The organism is Actinomadura sp. 21ATH (genome assembly GCF_041951345.1).
Taxonomy (GTDB): Bacteria; Actinomycetota; Actinomycetes; order Streptosporangiales; family Streptosporangiaceae; genus Spirillospora.
Genome location: NZ_JBGNUR010000016.1, coordinates 129120 through 148095, shown reverse-complemented (window position 1 = coordinate 148095; position 18976 = coordinate 129120). Strand labels below are relative to the sequence as shown.

Here is an 18976-nt window from a genome sequence, read left to right as displayed (position 1 = left end):
GCCGCGCGTTGGTGGGGCGTGCCGTCAGCAGTTCCCCTCGGTGGGCTTGCCCTCGAAGCGGTCGCCCAGGAACCTGGTCACGTCACCCGCGGCCAGCCAGTCCGTGGTCAGGTGCTCCGCCGGGTAGGACATGTTCCACTGCGTGGTGATCCCCGCCTTGCAGTACGCCGCCCGCGTGGCGTCCTCGGTCTCGTGCGGGATGATCTCCTCGAAGAAGCCGCGGTACTGGAAGACCGGGAAACCGATCTTGTACCGGGCGCCGGACGACGGGGTGCCGATGCCGACCCCGAGCTTCTGCCGGTCGATGATCTCGCCCCAGGTGACGCCGCCGGGGCCGCGCAGCGCATAGATCTGCTCCAGCGTCAGCCCGTCCTTGGAGAAGTTCTCGACCTTCGCGCCCAGGAACACCGCCAGGGTGCCGAACAGGCAGTGGCTCTTGACGTCCTTGATGGCCTTCTCGCCGTTCGCGTTCATCAGCTCGGTGAACGGCATCTCCGGGTACGCGGCGTTCAGCCCGACCAGGGCGTCGGCCAGGAACCCGGCGAACAGGCTGCCGTTCAGCTGCTTCGCGGTGATCTTCAGGTCACCCGGCACGCCGCCGGCCGCCGCGCCCGCCACGTTCAGCTCCGGCGCGTACGACGCGGCCAGCTGGGCGCCCCACAGGGAGGCGGCGCCGCCCTCGGAGTACCCGGCGATGCCGACCTTGCCGTCCGCCTTCAGGTCCCCGCCGGGGATCTGGCGCGCGGTGCGGACGACGTCCAGCAGCGCGTGCCCGGCGTTCGCGCCGACCATGTACGTGTGCACCTGCCCGTCAAGGTACCCGACCCCGTCGGTGGCGGCGACCGCGAACCCGGCCTTGAGGAACTCGGCGATGTTCGGCCCCTCGTAGTGGTCCACGTACTGGCCCGACATCTGCTTCGACAGCGCGCACTGGAGGCCCGACCCGGACGTGCCCGGGTTGAACGCGACCACCGGCCGCGACCCGCCCTTCGTCCACGGCGCCTCCGGCACGGCCACGAAGCCGGAGATCACGTTCTTCGCGCCCTTGTGGTCGGTCGACGCGTAGCGGACCTTCCACGCCTTCATCTTGATGTTGTGCGGCACGCCCGGCAGGGTCGTCGGCCGGCACGCCAGCAGCTCGCCGGGCGCGCCGGTGACCGCGCCCGGCGCCGCGTAGATCTCGGCGTCGGAGGCGGTGCAGCCGGCCGGCGCCCCCGCCGCGGCCGGGACGGCCACCAGCGCCGGCGCGAGCAGCGCGGCGCCCGCCGCCACCGTCGTCAAAAGCGTCCGTAGTCTCATCGCCACTCCAGGGGGTGGGGGTGAAAGCGAATGCTGATGACTGTCGCTCACTGCCACCGATCACTGGAATGAAGCCGTCTCACATGGAGCGGCCGCGTTTTAGCAACCGGCTCACAACGCGCGGTACGCACCGGGCGCGGACGCCGTTCCCTTTGCCGTGCGACGGCTTCACCGGAAAGATGGCGTGATGACACGACTGGCCGAGGTCGCTCCGGCGTTCGTCTCGATGGCCCACGAGATCGTCTGGTGCACGGTCTCGACCGTGTACGGGCGGGGGCGGCCCCGCTCTCGGATCCTGCACCCCATCTGGGAGTGGGAGGAGGGCGAGCTCGTGGGATGGGTCGGCACCACGCCCACCCCCGCCAAGCGCGCCCACCTGGAGCACAGCCCGTACGTCTCGTGCAACTACTGGTCGCCGTCGCACGACACGGCGCTGGCGGAATGCAGGGCGGAATGGGCGTTCGACGACGAGACCCGCACCAGGGTGTGGGACCTGTTCGTGAACGGGCCCGAACCCGTCGGGTACGACCCCGCCATCGTCCCCACCTGGGAAGGGCCGACGCAGCCGTCCTTCGCGGCACTGCGGCTCACGCCCTGGCGGCTGCGCGTCTTCCCCGGAACCGTGCTGATGGGGCAGGGCGGCGAGATCCTGACCTGGACGGAGGACGAGGCGTAAGAGGGCCCCAGAGCCCTTGGAGGCCGTACGGAGTGGCGTCACGGTGTGCGGCGGCGGGCTGGTAGGCATGACGGTGCCCCCGCCGACTTGGAGAGGACCGCTGATGATCGCTCTGCCGGACGTTCTGGACGCCGCCGCCCGCATCGAAGGACGGGTGCGCAGGACGCCCGTGATGGAGATCGACCCGGCCGGCTTCGTACCGCGCGGGTCGGCCCTGCCCGCGCGGATGTGGTTCAAGCTGGAGCAGACCCAGCACACGGGCTCGTTCAAGGCGCGCGGAGCGTTCAACCGCATCCTGGCGGCCGCGGCGGAGGGGACCGTACCCGGGGCCGGGGTCGTCGCCGCGTCGGGCGGGAACGCGGGCCTGGCGGTCGCGTACGCGGCGGCTCGGGCGGGGACGAGGGCCGAGGTGTACGTGCCGGAGACCGCGCCGCCCGTCAAGGTGGCCAAGCTGCGCGCCCTCGGCGCGGCGGTCGTCCAGGTGGGGGTGAAGTACGCCGACGCGTACGAGGCCGCCATGAAGCGCGTGGAGGACACGGGCGCCCTCTTCTGCCACCCGTACGACCAGCCCGCCATGTGCGCGGGCGCGGGCACGCTCGCGCTGGAGCTGCTGGAGCAGACCGGCGGCGAGGTCGACACCGTCCTGCTGGCCGTCGGCGGCGGCGGCCTCATGGCGGGCGTCGCCGCCGCGCTGGAGGGCCGGGCGACCGCCGTCGGCGTCGAACCGGCGAACGCGCCCACCCTGAACGCCGCCCTGCGCGCCGGCAAGCCGGTCGACGTGGACGTCTCCGGCGTCGCCGCGGACTCGCTCGGCGCCGGCCGGCTCGGCGAGATCGCGTACGCGGTGGCGGCCCGCACCGGCGTGCGGTCCGTGCTGGTGACCGACGACGCGATCACCGAGGCCCGCCGCCGCCTGTGGGACGAGTACCGGCTGGTGGTCGAGCACGGCACCGCCGCCGCCGTGGCCGCCCTCCGCACCGGCTCGTACCGGCCCCGGGCGGGCGAGCGCGTCGCCGTCCTCCTGTGCGGCGCCAACACCGACCCGGGCGACCTGGTGACCTGAGGGTCGCCGGCGGAGGGGTCGCCCGGCGTCAGGCGCCGGTGCGCGGGTTCACGAACTGGAGCGGCAGCGGCGGGGTGGCCGGGGCGCCCGGGGTGGCGCTGGTCAGCGGCCCCTGGCCGCCGCACAGCGCCTGCACCAGGTGCGCGCCGAGCGCGTTGTCGATCGCGTGCGGCAGCGGCACGCCCTGCCCGTCGAGCTGCTGGTACTTCATCAGGTTGATGCCGTACGCGATCTGCCGGCGGCCGTCCGGGCTCGACAGCGCCTGCGTCCCGGCGCCGAACACCGCGCCGTCGTGGCCCCAGAACCGCCCGCACGGCAGGTCCACCGCGTAGAGGCCTAGACCGTACTCCATGAGGGTGTCGCCGTTGGCGTTCCGCACCGGAACGGTCCGCCGCATCTCGGTCAGGCCGCCCTCGCCCAGGAGCCTGCCTCCCAGCAGCGCCCTGTAGAACGCGTTGACGTCGTCCATGGTGGAGACGAGCGCGCCCGCCGTACCGGCCCACGACATGTCGTAGACGCTGTAGTCGCGGGGCGGGTCGACGCGGCCGTACAGCGCCTCGTACATGCGCGAGTGCGGGCCCGTCACGCGGGACGAGGCGGGGAAGTACGTGTGCTTCAGCCCGGCCTTGCGGATGACGTTGCGGGAGATGTAGGTCTCGGCCTTGACGCCGGTCACCTTCTCCAGCAGCTCGCCGAGGATGACGTAGTTGGTGTTGGAGTACGACCACGCCGCCCCGGGGGCGTTGGTCGGCTGCCCCTCAACGCCCCACTCGATGAGCTGCTCTGGGCGCAGCTTGCGGAAGCGGTGCTCGTCCAGGCTGTCGGGCGACAGCTGCGCCCAGGACGGGAACGCCGAGACGACGTAGTCGGCGATGCCGCTGGTGTGGTTGAGCAGCATCCGTGTCGTGATCTGCTGGCCGCGCTCTCCGGGAACGGTGCCCGGCAGGTACTGGGCGATGGGAGCGTCCAATTGGACGCGCCCCTGCTCCACCAGTTGCAGTACGGCCGTCGCGGTGAACGACTTGGTGACGCTGCCGATGCGGTGCTCCATGCCGGACCGTACGGGACGCTTCGTACGGACGTCGGCGACACCGGCGGCCCCCTTCCAGGAGTCGTCGTCGCGGCGCACGGACGAGTAGAGCCCGTGCATGCCCGCCTGGTGGGTCGCCTCCAGGGTGATGCGGAGCTTGGCGTCGTCGAACGAGACGACCTGCGGATCGGCGGCGTGCCCGGGAACGGCCGGGAGGGCGAGCGCCATGGCCACCGCCACCGGCAGTGCCCTCGCGAGACGCCTGAACCGTACGAACCGCCGCGTCGCCATCCCGTTATCTCTCTATGCCCTCAGCCGACTTTCCGGACAAGACCATGGTGGCACCCCACCGCGGTTCTTGATCGACATCCTGCCAAATGTCACATGAATGCGACCACCCGGTCAGGAGATCACCAGGAGCAGGTCCCCGGCCTGCACGGGCGTCGTCCCCGGCACCGCCAGCCGGGTCACGGTCCCCGCCACCGGCGCGGTGATCGCGGCCTCCATCTTCATCGCCTCGATCGTCGCGACCACGTCCCCGGCCGCCACCGCGTCGCCCTTGCCCACCCGCAGCGTCACCGACCCGTCGAACGGCGCCGGCACCTGCCCCGGCTCGCCCGGATCCGCCCGCTCGACCGGCGGCACGTCCGCGGCCACCGCCCTGTCCCGTACCGACAGGGTGCGCAGCTGGCCGTTCACCGTGCAGATGACCTGCCGGAACCCCGCCTCGTCGATCTCCCCGACCGCCTCCAGCGCCGCCAGCACCCGCACACCGGGCTCCAAGTCGAACGCGACCTCCGCGCCCCTGCGGAGCCCGTACAGGAAGGCGCCCGTAGGCAGCACCGACAGGTCGCCGTATGCAGCCCGCGCCTCGTGGTACTCCTTGGCCGGCCCAGGGAACAGCAACCGGTCGAGCGTGTCGCGCACGTCCGGCCCCGCGAGCGCCTTCTCCTCGTCACCGGTCAGCTCCGCCCGCGCGGGCGCGTACTGCCGCCCCGCCAGCGCCCGGCCCCGGAACGGCTCCGGCCAGCCGCCGGGCGGATCGCCCAGCTCCCCGTTCAGGAACCCGACCACGCTGTCCGGGACGTCGTACCGCTCCGGATGCGCGGCGAAATCGTCCGGGTCGGCCCCCGCCGCCACGAGATGCAGCGCCAGATCGCCCACCACCTTGCTGGACGGCGTCACCTTCACCAGCCGCCCCAGGATCCGGTCCGCCGCCGCGTACAGCCGCTCGATCTCCTCGAACCGGTCGCCGAGCCCCAGCGCCACCGCCTGCTGCCGCAGGTTCGACAGCTGCCCGCCCGGGATCTCGTGCAGGTACACCCGCCCGGTCGGCGCCGGCAGCCCCATCTCGAACGGCGCGTACAGCTTGCGGACCGCCTCCCAGTACGGCTCCATGACCGTCAGCGCGTCCAGGTCGATCCCCGTCGCCCGCTCGGTGAAGTCGGTCTGCGCCACGATCGCCTGGAGCGGCGGCTGGCTGGTCGTCCCCGACAGCGGCGCCGCCGCGCCGTCCACCGCGTCCACCCCGGCCTCGATGGCCGCCAGGTACGTCGCGAGCTGCCCGCCCGCCGTGTCGTGCGTGTGCAGGTGAACGGGCAGATCGAAGCGCTCCCGCAGCGCCGTGACCAGCCTCTTCGCCGCCGGCGCCCGCAGCAGCCCCGCCATGTCCTTGATGCACAGCACGTGCACGCCCGCCTCGGCCAGCTCCTCCGCCAGCCGCAGGTAGTAGTCGAGCGTGTAAAGCCGCTCCCCCGGCGACGACAGATCGCCGGTGTAACACAGCGTGCCCTCGACGACGGCGTGCGTCTGCAGAACGGCGTCGATCGCGGGCCGCATCCGTTCCACGTCGTTCAGCGCGTCGAACACCCGGAAGATGTCGACGCCCGTCTTCGCCGCCTCGTTCACGAAAGCCCGCGCGACCGAATCCGGATAAGGCGTGTACCCCACCGTGTTACGGCCCCGCAGCAGCATCTGCAGGCACATGTTCGGCGCCGCCTCGCGAATGGCGGCCAGCCGGTCCCACGGCGACTCCCCGAGGAATCGCAGCGCCACGTCATAAGTCGCGCCGCCCCACGCCTCCAGCGACAGCAGCCGCGGCGTCGTCCGCGCCAGAACGGGCGCCGCCGCGACCAGATCGAACGTCCGCACCCGCGTGGCCAGCAGGGACTGGTGCGCGTCCCGGAACGTCGTATCGGTCACCGCGAGAGCCGTCTGCGCCCTCAGCCGTTCCGCGAAACCCTTCGCGCCCAGCTCCAGCAGTAGATCCCGCGAACCCTTGGGAAGCTCGCCCGCCGGAATCTCCGGCAGCTTGGTCGCCGGATCCAGATCCGTCGGCGCGTCCCCGTGCGGCCGATTCACCGTCACATTGGCCAGGTACCGCACCAGCCTGGTCGCGCGGTCCCCGCTCGACCGCGCCGTCAGCAACTCCGGATGCTCGGCGATATAGGCGGTCGTGACGCCGCCGCTCCGGAAATCGTCCTCGTCCAGAAGCGCCTGCAGGAACGGGATATTGGTCGCGACGCCCCGGATCCGGAACTCCGCCACCGCCCGCCGGGCCCGCCGTACCGCCTCCTCGAACGTCCGGCCGCGGCACGTCAGCTTCACCAGCATCGAGTCGAAATGCGGCGTGACCTCCGCCCCCGCATGCGTCGTGCCGGTGTCGAGCCGCACGCCCGCACCGCCCGGCGACCGGTACGCGGAGATCTTCCCGGTGTCGGGCCGGAACCCGTTCGCCGGGTCCTCCGTCGTGATCCGGCACTGCACCGCGAACCCGGAGACCCTGATCTCCTCCTGCGCGATCGCCAGCTGCTCCAGCGTCTCGCCGCCCGCGATCCGCAGCTGGCTCTGCACCAGATCCACCCCCGTGACCTCCTCGGTCACGGTGTGCTCGACCTGGATCCGCGGGTTCATCTCGATGAACACGTACTCGCCGGCCGAGTCCACCAGGAACTCCACGGTGCCCGCGTTCACGTACCCGATCTCGCGCGCGAACCGCACCGCGTCCGCGCACAGCCGCTCCGCCACCGCCGGATCCAGCCGCGGCGCCGGCGCGATCTCCACCACCTTCTGGTGCCGCCGCTGAACGGAACAGTCGCGCTCCCGCAGATGCACGATGTGCCCGCCCGCGTCGGCGAGCACCTGCACCTCGATGTGCCGCGGCCGCTCGACGGCCTGCTCCAGGAACACGGTCGCGTCCCCGAACGCGCTCTCCGCCTCCCGCCGCGCCGTCTCCACCGCCGCCGGCAGGTCCTCCCGCCGGTCCACCTTCCGCAGCCCGCGCCCGCCGCCCCCGGCCGCCGCCTTCACGAACAGCGGGAACCCGACCTCGTCGGCCGCCTCCAGCTCCCGCCCCGGCTCCGGCGTCACGCTCCGCAGCACCGGCAGCCCCGCCCGCCGCGCCGCCGCCACCGCCTCGATCTTGTTCCCGGCCAGCTCCAGCACCCGCGCCGGCGGCCCGACGAACGTCAGCCCGTTCCGCGCGCACGCCTCCGCCAGCTCCGGACTCTCCGACAGGAACCCGTACCCGGGGTACACCGCGTCCGCGCCCACCCGCAGCGCGGTCTCCACGATCCCTTGGACGTCCAGGTACGCCCGCACGGGATGCCCGTGCTCCCCGATCTCGTACGCCTCGTCCGCCTTCTGCCGGTGCAGCGAGAACCGGTCCTCATGCGCGTAGACGGCCACACTCGAGATCCCCAGCTCGTACGCGGCCCTGAAGGCCCGTACGGCGATCTCACCCCGGTTGGCGACGAGCACCTTCTGGATCACGGCGTAACTCCCAGGAGACGGTTGGTGTGCGAGGCCGCCCGCACGCACGACGGCCTCCCGGGCTCAACGTCGAGCGTTCCCCAACATAACCTCCGGCCACCGCCTCCCGACAGCCGCCCTTCCCTCCCGGGAACGCCCTGAACGGCCACCCCCGTCCTAACTAGACTCGACTGGCCCGTTCGCCTGGGAGGAGCCCGGTGTCAGACAGGGACTGGCAGCAAGAGGTGCTCTCCGAACTGAGCGCCCTGGACACTGGCCTGGTCCCCCCGACCCCACCCGCAGACAAACCCCCCGTAACCCCCCACCTGGAATTCCAGCCGCCCCCAGCCGCCGCACCGCCCGCCCGTCCACCGGACATCGACTCCTGGGCACCGCCGCCCGTACAACTCGCCAGCCGCAACCCGCACGGCGATCCGGCCCTCAAAAGGCTGGGCCGCGGCATGCGCAAGGCGCTCGGGGCGTCCGCCGGCACCGACCTCCGCGACCGGGCGGAACTGGCGGACCGCCTCGGCGCCCCCGTCCGCTCCTGCCGCCGCATCGCGGTGACCAGCATCCGCGGCGGCGCGGGCAAGAGCACCCTCGCGACCCTGATCGCCCGTACCATCCAGCAGCACCGCGAAGACCGGGTCCTGGCCATCGACGCCGACCCCGGCCTCGGCTCCCTCTCCTTACGCCTGGGCGTCACCCCGACCCGCTCACTCCACGACGTGGCCGCCACCCGCCCACGCACCTGGGACGAAGCGGCCCGGCACCTCTCGCGCACCGACACGGGCGTCTGGGTCCTGTCCGCCACCACGGCCGAAGGAACCGGCCGGGAACTGAACCTCCCGACCCTCCACACCGCCGTCGGCACCCTGGGCCGCTACTTCGCCGCCTCGATCATCGACTGCGGCCCGGGCCTCGGCTCCCCGCTCAACCGCGGCATCCTCGACTCCACCCACGCCCAGGTCTTCGTCGTACCGGCGACCACCGACGGCGCCGCAACGGCCCGAGCCACCCTCGACTGGCTCCGCACCAACGGCCACGAAGCCCTCCTGACCCGAACGACCATCGCCCTGGTGGCCCGTACCCCGGGCACCGACCTAGCCGCCGCCCGAGGCGTCCTGCAACCCCACGGCCTCCCGGTGACCCTCGTCCCGTACGACCGCCACCTCGCCGCCGGCACCACCATCGCCCCGGACCGCCTGGCCGAGTCGACCCACACCGCCATAACGAAACTCACCCTGCAGGCATTCACCCACACCCGCCCCGAGGGAACGCCATGAGCAGGGACTTCGTAGCCCTCCTGAAAGAGCGGCCGCACTTGGAGAGCATCACCACCGGCCTGCCGACCACCACCGAAAACGGCACGACCCAGCTCTACGACACCACGGGCCGCCTACTGGTCCACGTAGCAGCCCCCGTACAGGTAACGGTCCCAGGCGAGGTAGAACGCCTCCTGAACAACACGACCATCACCCCACCCATCTGGTGGGTAGAAATCAGAGCCGCCAGCAGCCCACCCGCAGCCGAACCCCTAGCCCGCGCCTACGCAGCCCAACTAGTAGCCCGCCACCAAGGTCTCATATGGACCGCCGCTACCCCACCTTGACCGCGCTACCGCACACGCTGGATACATCGCCCTGCTCTCAAGTTGAACCACCCGCGGGTCTCGGATCCCGCACCTGAGCCGAGCGACCTTGATCCAAGCTCTGCGCAGCTAGCGAATAGATCACACAGCATAGAAACAAAGGAAAGCACTTTCCAGCAGCAGGGACGCCGCCAGCCAAAAGCACGAAAGCCCTATTGGCGACACTGCGCCACCAGGGGAGGATCGCCAAAATAAGCGCAGAGACCTCGCTGATGGCGACAAAAGGTGTGCAGCCATGCCGTCCGACTGGAAACGCACTACCCTCACAGAGACGCGCAATCAATCCGTTGAGTCTAGAAAGCCTCATCAGCCAAGCGTCGCAATCGGTTCGCCACCGCTCCGCCGTCTACGTCTTCTTCACTGGCGCAGAGAGCATTTGCGAGAGCATACAGCTGGTCGGCCGGCAATAGCACCAACCCTGCATCGCGGTTGCGCAGCCAGATCTTGGTTGTTCGCCCTTCTCCAGACAGAAGGACCAACTGCGGAAGTATTGGTCCCGCTAGGCCTACCCGAACAGACCTCAACGAAGCCGAGGCAGCACGGAGGTCAAAGCAGCTGTTACGAAACACTCCACGCCGCCAAAGAAAAGTCCCTTCCAGCCAAAAAGTGCGCCTATAGGACGCAATCACCAGAGCCACCACAAATACAAGGAACAATACACAAGCGAGAACCAGTGAAACCGCCAGAAGGATATTACCCGACTCTAGAAGAATTGGAGTCATATAGGCGCCGAGCAGCACGAATATCACCGCAGCCATGAGATCGAATGCAAGCCACGCCCATCCACGCAGCCCAGTGCCCGTAGATAGGTCTATGCGCTCAGTCAAAGCAATTACCTCGATCATTAAGATAAGTGTTCATCATTCTCGCCTTTGCAAGTCGTCCACTTCTTCCATTAGTTCACTTACCATGTTCGTCGCACTCTCCAGCAGTTCACTGAAAGTGCTGGCCTCCACTCCAGATACGCGCACGAGGCTATCAAGGTGAGTCTCGGTTGCTCCTGCAATCGCCCGGTCGATCGTCTCCAGAATCGACTCAGCCAAAGCTCTGCTATTTGGATTACGGTAGACTCGCGGGTCGATCTGCAACCCCACCACCTGGCCGGTAGCAACTGCACTTACCGTGACGAGCCCATCATGCGAGGTCGCCATAAAACGCCGACTGGCCACCTCGGATAGAAGCTCCCTCATTCTCTGTGCCTGGTGAAACTCACCAGAGTCGGTCAGGCCCATCTGACGCTCCTTCTAAAACTAACCTATTGACTCGGTACAGGGGGTAAATAGAGCGCGCCCCCAGGTTGCATCACACCTCATAAGTACTTCGGGTCGTGGATAGAGGAGAATCCCTTGATTCCCTTCAGATCAGGCGCCGGCGGAGGCGTGATATTCTTAAGTTGCTGCCCCTTGATTAGGTTTTGCAGTGATTGAACAACCTTGTTCTGGTCGTCCAATTGGCGCTCTTGCAAGTTCTGCCGATTAATCAACCACTGGATCAGCGCTGCGATTATCGCTACGACTATCCCTACACCAACGGCCGCCCCTGTACTTCCTGTAATCAAGGCAGTTGCCAGTGCAGCCACTATTGCTGCCACCAGCGCGCCTGCCGCCTCACTGATCTTCTCCTTGGTATCTCTTTTTCCATTCTCTAGGATTTCAGCGGCAGCATTTAGTTGCCAGGATACGCCTCGCATGGCAGCTTGCTGAGTTTCCAGGTGTCGGAGCATCTTATGCATGTACTGGGTGAAGCCGTCTGGAACATCCCAGTTAGCGATCACTGCAGCCAAGTGCGTACGCACTTCTTCCATGTGAATGGTCATCTGATCCGAAGCCCGCCACCACTCATCTTGAGTAGGTTTGATCAGTTTGGGCTCGGGCGTGGTCAGCGGCCTGGCGAGCTGAGAGGGCGGCTGCTTGCCAACCATGCTGGCCGCTGCATCCAGCAACTCGATTCCACTGAGCTTAAGCAGGCTCTCGATACTCATCGAAATTTCCTTTTTCCAAGGCGGCGAACAGGGGCCTAACCGGACAGCTTCTTCTCAATGGCGCGATAGTTCTTGGCAATCTTCGACACCGCAGCACCAGCATCCCGCATGCCCACATAGGCAGCGTTCAACTGCTGTCCGAACTCTTGTCGCACTTGCTCATACACCTTCTCCATGCTGAAACGCAAGGGATTTTCACCGAAGGCGGCTGGATCGAGTCTCAGCACATCGATGCGCCGTCTTGATCCCAGAAGATCGTTAGCGACATTCGTCATTTGGTTACGACCAAGCTCGTCTAGCCTGTCGATATCACGAACCCAAAGCTCATGTTCCCCCATCTCGCCTCCTATATTTCGATGAAGATAATTGACACTGCTACCACACTATCCCAGTACGGCTATTGCGACCAGCCGAATACGCACGGCAAGGATCCACTGGCCGTACACCGCGACAGATAGCGTCCTCCATACCCGGAGCAATTCTGCTGGCCTTGCTTAATGCACTCTTCGGCACGACGAGGTGGACGGTCCGCGCTGGCGCCGACGACATGGGCGGCACCCCCCACCTCCCCGCCGTCATCGCAGACCTCTCAACATGAGCCTGGCCTAGCCCTGCGTAGGTACAGAATGCCAGATGCAGCCGCAACAAAAAGAGTGCCGATCACTGCTAGCACGGGAGGCCAGATAGTCCCGTTTGAGCCTTGCTCAATTCTCGGCTTTGGATTCACTGCTCGGGCGCTGAGCGTAGTCCTCGGACCTGCCTTGGCCAGGCGGTCGAAGCGTTCATATACAGGATTGGGGGCATTGGGCGGGATCTTGGCGGTTAGGGCGGTGTAGGGGATTAGGGCGCCGTAGCCTGTGCGTTCGTCCCAGCCCTTGGTGTCGACGTCGCGGGCGGTGTAGAGAAGTCGTTGGACGACCTCGCGTCCGGACATCTCCGGATAGCGTGAGCGGATCAATGCGACAAGGCCGGAGGTCAGCGCTGTTGCAAAACTTGTTCCGTTCGTCTTTCTGTATGTGCCGTATTTGCTCGCGACTCCTACGGACACTCCGGGGGCCGCCGCCATGACGGTGCTGCCCGGTGTGGTCTTTTTCCACGCGTTCATATCCGCGTCTAGGGCACCTACCGTCAGTACCCCGGCGCAGTTGGGAGGATAGTATTCAGAGCTTTTCGCTATCGCCAGGTTCCCGGCCCCGGTAACTATGACCACGTCGTGCTCGATCGCGTAGTTGATGGCATCCTGCGTTCTTGGGGGACATTCGGTTCCCGGAGTGCTTAGAGCGAGGTTGATGACCTTTGCACCGCGGTCGACCGCGTAGTGAATCTGCTTCTCGTAGAAGAAGGTCCCACCGACGACCGGGAGGATCCGGGTCTCAGGTGCGATACCGACAAGGCCGGTGCCGCCCCCCTGTCCGGCGATGGCGACAGCCATCGCCGTGCCGTGCCCCCCTTTCTCTGTGTCGATGTCTTGACGGCCGTCTCCCCGGGCGCCGGCGAGTTGCTTTCCCTTCAACACGACGCCTCTGAGTTCGGGTAGCCGCGCCTCTGCTCCGCTGTCGAGCACGGCGACGGTGACTCCTCGGCCCTTGCTCAAGGGCCAGACCTTTTCCTCTATCTCCCAGGCGGGGAACCACCACTGGTCTGGCCGTGGTGAGGGAGCCGCGGATACGGGGTGTCCGTACCCCAGGATCAGGGTTGTCGTGGCGCAGGTGGCAGCCAGCCTTTTGAGCGCTGTCGGCGTTCCCCACCTAGCCCTGAGGTGGCCTCTTCTTCCTTTCATGTCGGGTCTTCCGGCTTCCCGATCACGCGAGGTGCGATGTCGCGGTCCTCTGCCCAGACACTGTCGTCCTCGACCAGCCATGTCTGCCGCTCGGACTCCCTGCTACCGGGACTGCCGCCCGGCATCGGCCCGATCGGCGGGGCCGGTGATCCCCGACCTGTGTTCGGGCGAGCGACCGTTCCACCCCCTGTTGCTCCGGGCGTGGTGGGTGCCATCGCGCCGATCACACCATTTCGCGTTAGCGCACTCCCGCTGACGGATCGGCCGGAGCCTGGGGCGGGGCCCGTGCTCTTGCCGCCGGCACCCGGTGCACCCAGCACGCCGCCGGCGGGCATCATCGGCGGTACTCCCGGGAGGCCCGTACGGCCAACTCCTGGTAGCGGCGAGCCCACGGCCGGCCCCGAACGTCCGGGCACGGCGGCACCCGTACCGTTGAAGATTCCGTTCAACCCGCGAGGTGCGACCGGTGGCGGCACGCCTGGTACGCCCAGTCCTGTCGCGACGCCCGGGAGTTGAGAACTTCCACCTGGAGTGGGGAAGGCCCCTCCGGAACCAGATCCTGGGAGTCCTCCGAGTACCGGGGAATCGACAGCCGCGAGCTCGGACGGGCCGCTCCCGGCAACACGGGGTCCTTGTTCGAGGCCGTGAGGGTCGACAAGGTTCGGTTGGCGTTCCAGCCGGGGCGCTTCGGCGCCAGAGCCGCCTGCCACCCCTCCTGTACCGCCTGTCGTCCCGCCACTTCCGCTAGCGGTGGCCGTGCCGCCCGAGATGCCACCGCCGCCTGTCTCTGGGGGTTCAAGTTTGTCCTCCCCCGGGAGGTAGAGGGGGAGGGATTCTGGGATTTGGGCGTAGGCGGTGTTGAGGTCGGTGTTGACCTTGGCGAGGTGGGCTTGGGCGGCCTTGTCGTCTGCGAAGTTGGCCAGGGAGCCGTCGGGGCGGCCTGGTTTGGGCTGCTGCCAGGGGAGGTCTGGGGTGGTCTTGGGAGGGAGCGTGTTCGGCGCGGCCTGGACGACTCCGCTTGCTTGGGTCATCGCGGACTGGAAGGCGGCGCTGGCCTCCGCGAGGATGCCGGCGCTTTCGATCAGGCGTTTGAAGTCCCCCATGCCGAGTTCCTGCGCTTCGCCTTGCCACACCTCGCGGAGGCGGCCCACGTGCTTGGCCAGGTCGCTTTCGGCCTGTTTGAGAGCGGTTCCTGCTTGCGCGTAGGCCCGTGCCACCGCCGCCAAAGGCGTGGACTGGGCGCCCCTGAGGTGTGCGGCGACCGCGTCGTAGTTGTACTGCTCCGGGTTGCCCTTGCCCAAGGCTCCGGCTCGGATGTTCTGTTGCTGCGGACCGCCGCCCATGTCCTCTCCTCCTGTTTCGTGTACGGGCCCTACCTGGTGCGCCAGGGGAGGGTTGAGGGTGGGCCGGTGGTCGGGGGCTGGCCTAGTTGCTGGCCGGGGCGTCTGGCGGCGTCGTCGGCGGCTAGTTCTGCCTTGCCGTAGTTGGCGGCGCTTTGTTCTACGCGGCGGATGACGACCTCGTAGGACTGGATGTACGCCTGGACGGTGGCGAGCATGTTGCGGTGGGCGGTGGCCACCTTGGTGCCCATGCTCTGAGCCACGTCCCAGGTGCCGATCGTGCCGCAGTCGCCGTTCAGGGCCGTGAGCATGTACTGGAGCTTTGAGAGGTCTTGGCGCATTGCGGCGGCTACCTGGCGCATGCGGTCGCGTTGGTGCTCGACCGTGCCGGGGCGGCCCTTGGGTGTGGTCGTCGTGCCCGGCCAGGTGGTGGGGTCGTGCGGGTTGATCTGCGGGCCCTGGAACATGCCTGGGAAGAGCTTGTTCAGGTCGGGTTGCTGGTCCTGCGGTGCCACCGTTGCTCCTCCCCGTGTGGTCGGCGGTCAGGCCCAGAGGGCGGTGTTGGTCTTCTCGGCGCCCAGATGGATGTCGTGGGCGTCGCCGATGGAACGGCTCATGCCGGCGACGGCGGTGGCCATGCGCTGGGAGGCGGCCTTCCACTCGCGGGACTTCATCTCGTACGCGGTGCGGGCGTCGCCGTCCCACTCGGCCAGGTGGGTGCGGACCTGCGCGTCGAGGGTCTCGGTGATCTGCTGGTAGCGCTTGAGGACGTTCATGAAGTTCGCCTGCCCCTGCGACATTCCGCCGAAGTTCACGTATGTGCGGTCATGGGACATGATCTATTCTCCTTTGCCGGATTTGCGGATCAGCCGTTCACGACGCCCTTGAGTTGGTTGATGCGGCCGGTCTTCTCCTGTTCGGCGGCCTCGTACTTGACGCGGGTGTCGACGAGCTTCTGGTGGATCAGGTCGAGGTCCTTCATGACCTTGGTGAACTCGGTCTGGAAGAGCTGGAAGACCTGGGTGAACGCGGCGGCCGACTCGCCCTGCCAGGCGGCCTGGAGTTCGCCGTGGTGGCTCGTGAGCTGGCCCTTGACCTGGCCCATCTGGCCGTGGGCGTCCTGGACCTTGGCCGCGGCCTGCTGCATGTGCTGGCGATTGACCGATGACTGTGGGGCCATGATGCTCCTTCTTGGTTAATTGATCTTTAGGTCCGGTCAGGCGCTTTTGCCGGATCTGATACACGCACTGTGACAATGAGAAAGTACGAGAGTAGGGAGGCGACGGTTTAAGGGTCCACGCGAAGAAAAGGAACGAATTTCATGAGGCGCCGTCCGTTTTCTCACCGCCCACTCGCTGATCAGCCGAATCACCGGCACCCCCGGATTCGGTTCAGGGTTCAGGTGGCCGGAACCGGCCAAGTAGCGGCCTCCGACGCCAGGGTGGGGCCCGTCCGAAACAGGTTCAGCAGGTTCGCCGGAACGGGCGCCGCGGCGGTGGGTCCGTAGCCGAGTTTGGCGACGTCCTCGGGGGTGGCGACGGGATGGCGGACTCCCTGGTCAGTGAGGATCGAGTACGCCTGGGGACGCTGCCCCGGGACGGCGAGCGTTCCGGTGAACGCGCCGCCTCCGGGGAGGGTGACTTGGTCGAGACCGCCCGTCGCCCGGGGCGGCGCGCCCGGCGGCGAGCCGCCGACCGTGAAGCGGGCCTCGGTGGAAAACCGCGTGGTGTTGTGGTAAATGGCGCAGAGCGGATCGGCCGGTGTGTAGGCGACGATGCGCGGCGGCCTCTCTGGGAGCGCCCGGCTGTGCAGGTTCGTGCGGGACGGGCGTTCGCCGGCGGCTCCTGGAGGGATCTCGCGGGGCGGGCCTGGGGTGCCGGGGGCGTCGAGCAGGAGGCGGGCCTGGGTCTGGGAGATGCTCGACAGGCCGTCCGCGAGCTGGACGTACCAGCGTTCGGGCGTCCCGGCCACGGCGGCGACTCGGAACAGCTGGCCGATTTGGGATCGGTTCGCGGGGAGTCCCAGTCCGGGGATGCGCGGTGGGGCGAAGTCGGCGCCCTGCGGCAGGCCGTTCAGCCAGCGTTCGTCCACCGGTACGGGTGGCGCCGCGGTGAGGACGCGCGCGGCTCTGGGGGAGATCCGCAGGCGGGTGCTGCGCCAGATCAGCCAGGGCTGGGCGGCCGCCTGCACGAGGACGGCCTGGTCGTCGGTGAGGGGGCGGCCGCCGACGTCGCGGCCGCCGGCGAGGGTCACGAGGGAGCGGCCGCCGGTGGTGCGGACGCATAGGGACCAGGGCGGTTTGGCCGGTTTGCGGGGGTCGGGGAGCGTCTCGGGGGCTCCCGGGATGCCCGTCAGGGGGCCTCTGGCGTACTTGGCGAGGGATTTGGCGGACACCGATCTGGACTGGACGGTGCTGGTCGGCATCGCCAGGCGGGCCGAGGTGTAGTTGAGGAACGGGATCATCGTGCGGCTCTCGGCGCTGTAGGCGTACGTCGCGCCGGTCTCCTTCTCGATGATCAGGACGCCGGGACGTTCGAGGTTGCGGGCGCCGCCCTTGAACAGGAAGCCCGCGATGCCGAAGCCGGCGGCGACCAGGACGGCCACCATGACGCCGCAGATGGCGCCTACGCCGGTGCGTCTCATGGGCGATTCGGCGGCGCTGGGCTGCCCTTGCAGGAGTGCCAGGGCGACGCGCTGGGTCATCAGGCGGTGCGCCTGGTAGAGGTCCTTGCGCGTCTGCATCAGCCGGCCAGCCCGCGCAGCCAGGAGTAGAAGTTCAGGAGGCCCATGGCGAGGGGGAAGAGGCTAATGATTAGCATCAGGTCGGCGATGTCTCCTGCCCTGCCCCAGAAGGGGGACGGCTTGTGCGCCGGTAGGCGCAGAGCCATCGAGAGCGTCACCGTTGTGGCCAGAAGGAGCGGTACGACGACGGCGAGCAGTGTCGTTTCGGGCGCGGCGGTCGTGGCGGTGCGCAGGCTGAGGAGGGCCAGCCCGGCCAGGCCGCCGCACAGGAGCCAGAGGCGTTGCGGTCTGCCGTGAAAGACGCGTGCGCGCAGGAGGAGTACGAGGGACACGCAGAGGCTCATCGTTAGGGGGAGCCAGCCTCGTGCTGTCACCAGGAACAGCTGGGCCGCCAGGCAGACGGCCGCGACGGCGGCGACCAGTCCGGTGGCGAAGCGGTCCGCCTCGCGCGTGCGGCGCAGCAGGGTCGGGCCGTCGAACGTCTGGGCGCTGCGCAGTTCCTCCGCGTTCTCCGGTACGGGCGGCAGGGGCAGGCGGGCGAGCCTGAACGCGAGGGACGGGATGAGCGCCGTGAGGGCGAGACAGAGGGCGGCGGTGAATGCAGCGGCGCCTGCGGGAGACGTTCCGGAGGCTTCGACGATGGCGGCCGCGACGACGCCCAGAAGGGACGCGATGGCCATGCCCAGGAAGACCGGCAGGCCTCGGTGATGGCGAAGGCCGCGACGACCGCCGCCAGCGTGAGGGTGCTCAGGCCCGCGAGGTGGTGCGGGGTTCCGAGGTCGGCCAGCGGGACGGGGCGTGCGGGGATCAGCAGGCCGGTGAGGAACGCGTACGGCAGCGCGCTGTAGCCCAGGACCGCTCCGGCGCCCGCGTCGCCGACCGCGCGGGAGAGGACGACGCCGGCCAGGAGGAGTATCGCGGTGACGCATCCGGCGCCGGCGGCGGGGAGCGGCCACGGCGGTCCGGCGGCGGCCAGGGCGGCGGCGCCGGTGAGGAGGGCGGTGGCGGCGGCGAGCAGGCCGAACGTGCGCGTCGTCCCGGGGCGCCAGCGGTCGGGACGCTCGTTGATGCCGGTGGCGACCACGTCGGCGACGTCGTCGAAGACGACTTCGGGCAGCTGGGCGAGTTCGGGGCGGAAGTAGAGGAGTTCGCCGTCGCGGACGCCGAGCTCGCCGAGGGTGCGGGACTCGTCCAGCGGCGGCTCGTCCAGGCGCTGCAGGATCCAGCCGGCGTGCCATTCGCCCGCGCCGGGACGCGCGCGCCCGGCGGCCCGCAGGAGCGTGGGGAGCATGTGGGCGAGGGGCACGTCGGCGGGGAGCGAGAGGTCGAGGCGCCGATTCGGCGCGACCATGACCACCCGGCACAGCTCTTCTCCGGTCGACGTATTCACCGGCCCCGCAACCTCCATCCGGAAAGATCGATCGGCCGTCATCGGCGGCATGGCCCGGGCAGTCGAAAAGGATCATTAGCGCGTTCTGGATCAGGGCGCTGACCAGCGAGTTCGATGCAATTACCGGATCTTCGGCAAGCCACCCGGACACCGAACCCAAGGTGATACTTTGGCCCGTGTTCCGGGAGAATAGCGCGACGAGATTCCCCCGGGGAGAAGTTAGGCAAAATGCCAATATTTCTCCGTGTTGTCCAGTCCAGCGCCCCGACCTGGC

Annotated in this window: 15 protein-coding genes and 1 pseudogene; 3 read left to right on the top strand and 13 right to left on the bottom strand. The window is 68.4% G+C overall.

Going from position 1 to position 18976, the window contains the following annotated elements; translation table 11 throughout:
• Positions 1-24: 24 nt before the first annotated feature.
• Entirely contained in the window at positions 25-1299 is a 1275-nt protein-coding gene (locus tag ACA361_RS33680; RefSeq protein WP_375018816.1) for a lipase family protein, read from the bottom strand.
• A gap of 187 nt (positions 1300-1486) precedes the next feature.
• Here ACA361_RS33680 and ACA361_RS33675 point away from each other — a divergent pair, with 187 nt between their 5' ends.
• Positions 1487-1975, top strand: coding sequence for a pyridoxamine 5'-phosphate oxidase family protein (locus tag ACA361_RS33675; RefSeq protein ID WP_375018814.1), 489 nt, complete (start codon positions 1487-1489; stop codon positions 1973-1975).
• A 103-nt stretch (positions 1976-2078) separates the two neighbouring features.
• Complete coding sequence (locus tag ACA361_RS33670; RefSeq protein WP_375018813.1) at positions 2079-3038, top strand: threonine/serine dehydratase; 960 nt, start codon at positions 2079-2081, stop codon at positions 3036-3038.
• Between the two features lie 28 nt (positions 3039-3066).
• Here ACA361_RS33670 and ACA361_RS33665 read toward each other — a convergent pair whose 3' ends face one another.
• Positions 3067-4308 (bottom strand): serine hydrolase domain-containing protein, encoded by a 1242-nt coding sequence (locus ACA361_RS33665; protein WP_375018811.1) that lies wholly within the window; start codon positions 4306-4308, stop codon positions 3067-3069.
• Positions 4309-4470: 162 nt separating this feature from the next.
• Positions 4471-7839: a pyruvate carboxylase gene (locus ACA361_RS33660; protein WP_375018810.1), complete on the bottom strand. Its 3369-nt coding sequence runs from the start codon at positions 7837-7839 to the stop codon at positions 4471-4473.
• A 440-nt stretch (positions 7840-8279) separates the two neighbouring features.
• On the opposite strand from ACA361_RS33660, the gene ACA361_RS33655 reads away from it, so the two are divergent.
• Positions 8280-9104: a MinD/ParA family protein gene (locus ACA361_RS33655; protein WP_375018808.1), complete on the top strand. Its 825-nt coding sequence runs from the start codon at positions 8280-8282 to the stop codon at positions 9102-9104.
• A gap of 1225 nt (positions 9105-10329) precedes the next feature.
• Here the strand turns inward: ACA361_RS33655 and ACA361_RS33650 are convergent.
• The 10 genes and pseudogenes from ACA361_RS33650 to eccD (ACA361_RS33605) all read right to left on the bottom strand — a co-directional run.
• A complete protein-coding gene (locus tag ACA361_RS33650) occupies positions 10330-10701 on the bottom strand; it encodes a YbaB/EbfC family nucleoid-associated protein (RefSeq protein ID WP_375018806.1) in 372 nt (123 codons plus the stop codon).
• A 77-nt stretch (positions 10702-10778) separates the two neighbouring features.
• The gene (locus ACA361_RS33645) at positions 10779-11450 is read right to left on the bottom strand and encodes a hypothetical protein (protein ID WP_375018804.1); all 672 of its coding nucleotides are present in this window, start codon (positions 11448-11450) and stop codon (positions 10779-10781) included.
• 35 nt (positions 11451-11485) lie between these two features.
• Positions 11486-11788, bottom strand: coding sequence for a hypothetical protein (locus ACA361_RS33640; RefSeq protein WP_375018802.1), 303 nt, complete (start codon positions 11786-11788; stop codon positions 11486-11488).
• Between the two features lie 251 nt (positions 11789-12039).
• Positions 12040-13230: a S8 family serine peptidase gene (locus ACA361_RS33635; RefSeq protein WP_375018800.1), complete on the bottom strand. Its 1191-nt coding sequence runs from the start codon at positions 13228-13230 to the stop codon at positions 12040-12042.
• A 1372-nt stretch (positions 13231-14602) separates the two neighbouring features.
• Entirely contained in the window at positions 14603-15085 is a 483-nt protein-coding gene (locus ACA361_RS33630; protein WP_375018798.1) for a hypothetical protein, read from the bottom strand.
• Positions 15086-15112: 27 nt separating this feature from the next.
• Positions 15113-15406, bottom strand: a complete 294-nt coding sequence (locus ACA361_RS33625; protein ID WP_375018797.1) for a WXG100 family type VII secretion target — start codon at positions 15404-15406, stop codon at positions 15113-15115.
• Between the two features lie 29 nt (positions 15407-15435).
• Positions 15436-15750 (bottom strand): WXG100 family type VII secretion target, encoded by a 315-nt coding sequence (locus tag ACA361_RS33620; protein ID WP_375018796.1) that lies wholly within the window; start codon positions 15748-15750, stop codon positions 15436-15438.
• A 218-nt stretch (positions 15751-15968) separates the two neighbouring features.
• Positions 15969-17312: a type VII secretion protein EccB gene (gene eccB, locus ACA361_RS33615; RefSeq protein WP_375018794.1), complete on the bottom strand. Its 1344-nt coding sequence runs from the start codon at positions 17310-17312 to the stop codon at positions 15969-15971.
• Complete coding sequence (gene eccD, locus ACA361_RS33610; protein WP_375018792.1) at positions 17312-17992, bottom strand: type VII secretion integral membrane protein EccD; 681 nt, start codon at positions 17990-17992, stop codon at positions 17312-17314. Before eccD (ACA361_RS33610) ends, eccB begins: the two co-directional genes overlap by 1 nt.
• 44 nt (positions 17993-18036) lie before the next feature.
• A pseudogene (gene eccD, locus ACA361_RS33605) lies at positions 18037-18720 on the bottom strand (type VII secretion integral membrane protein EccD); the annotation flags it as partial.
• Positions 18721-18976: the final 256 nt, after the last annotated feature.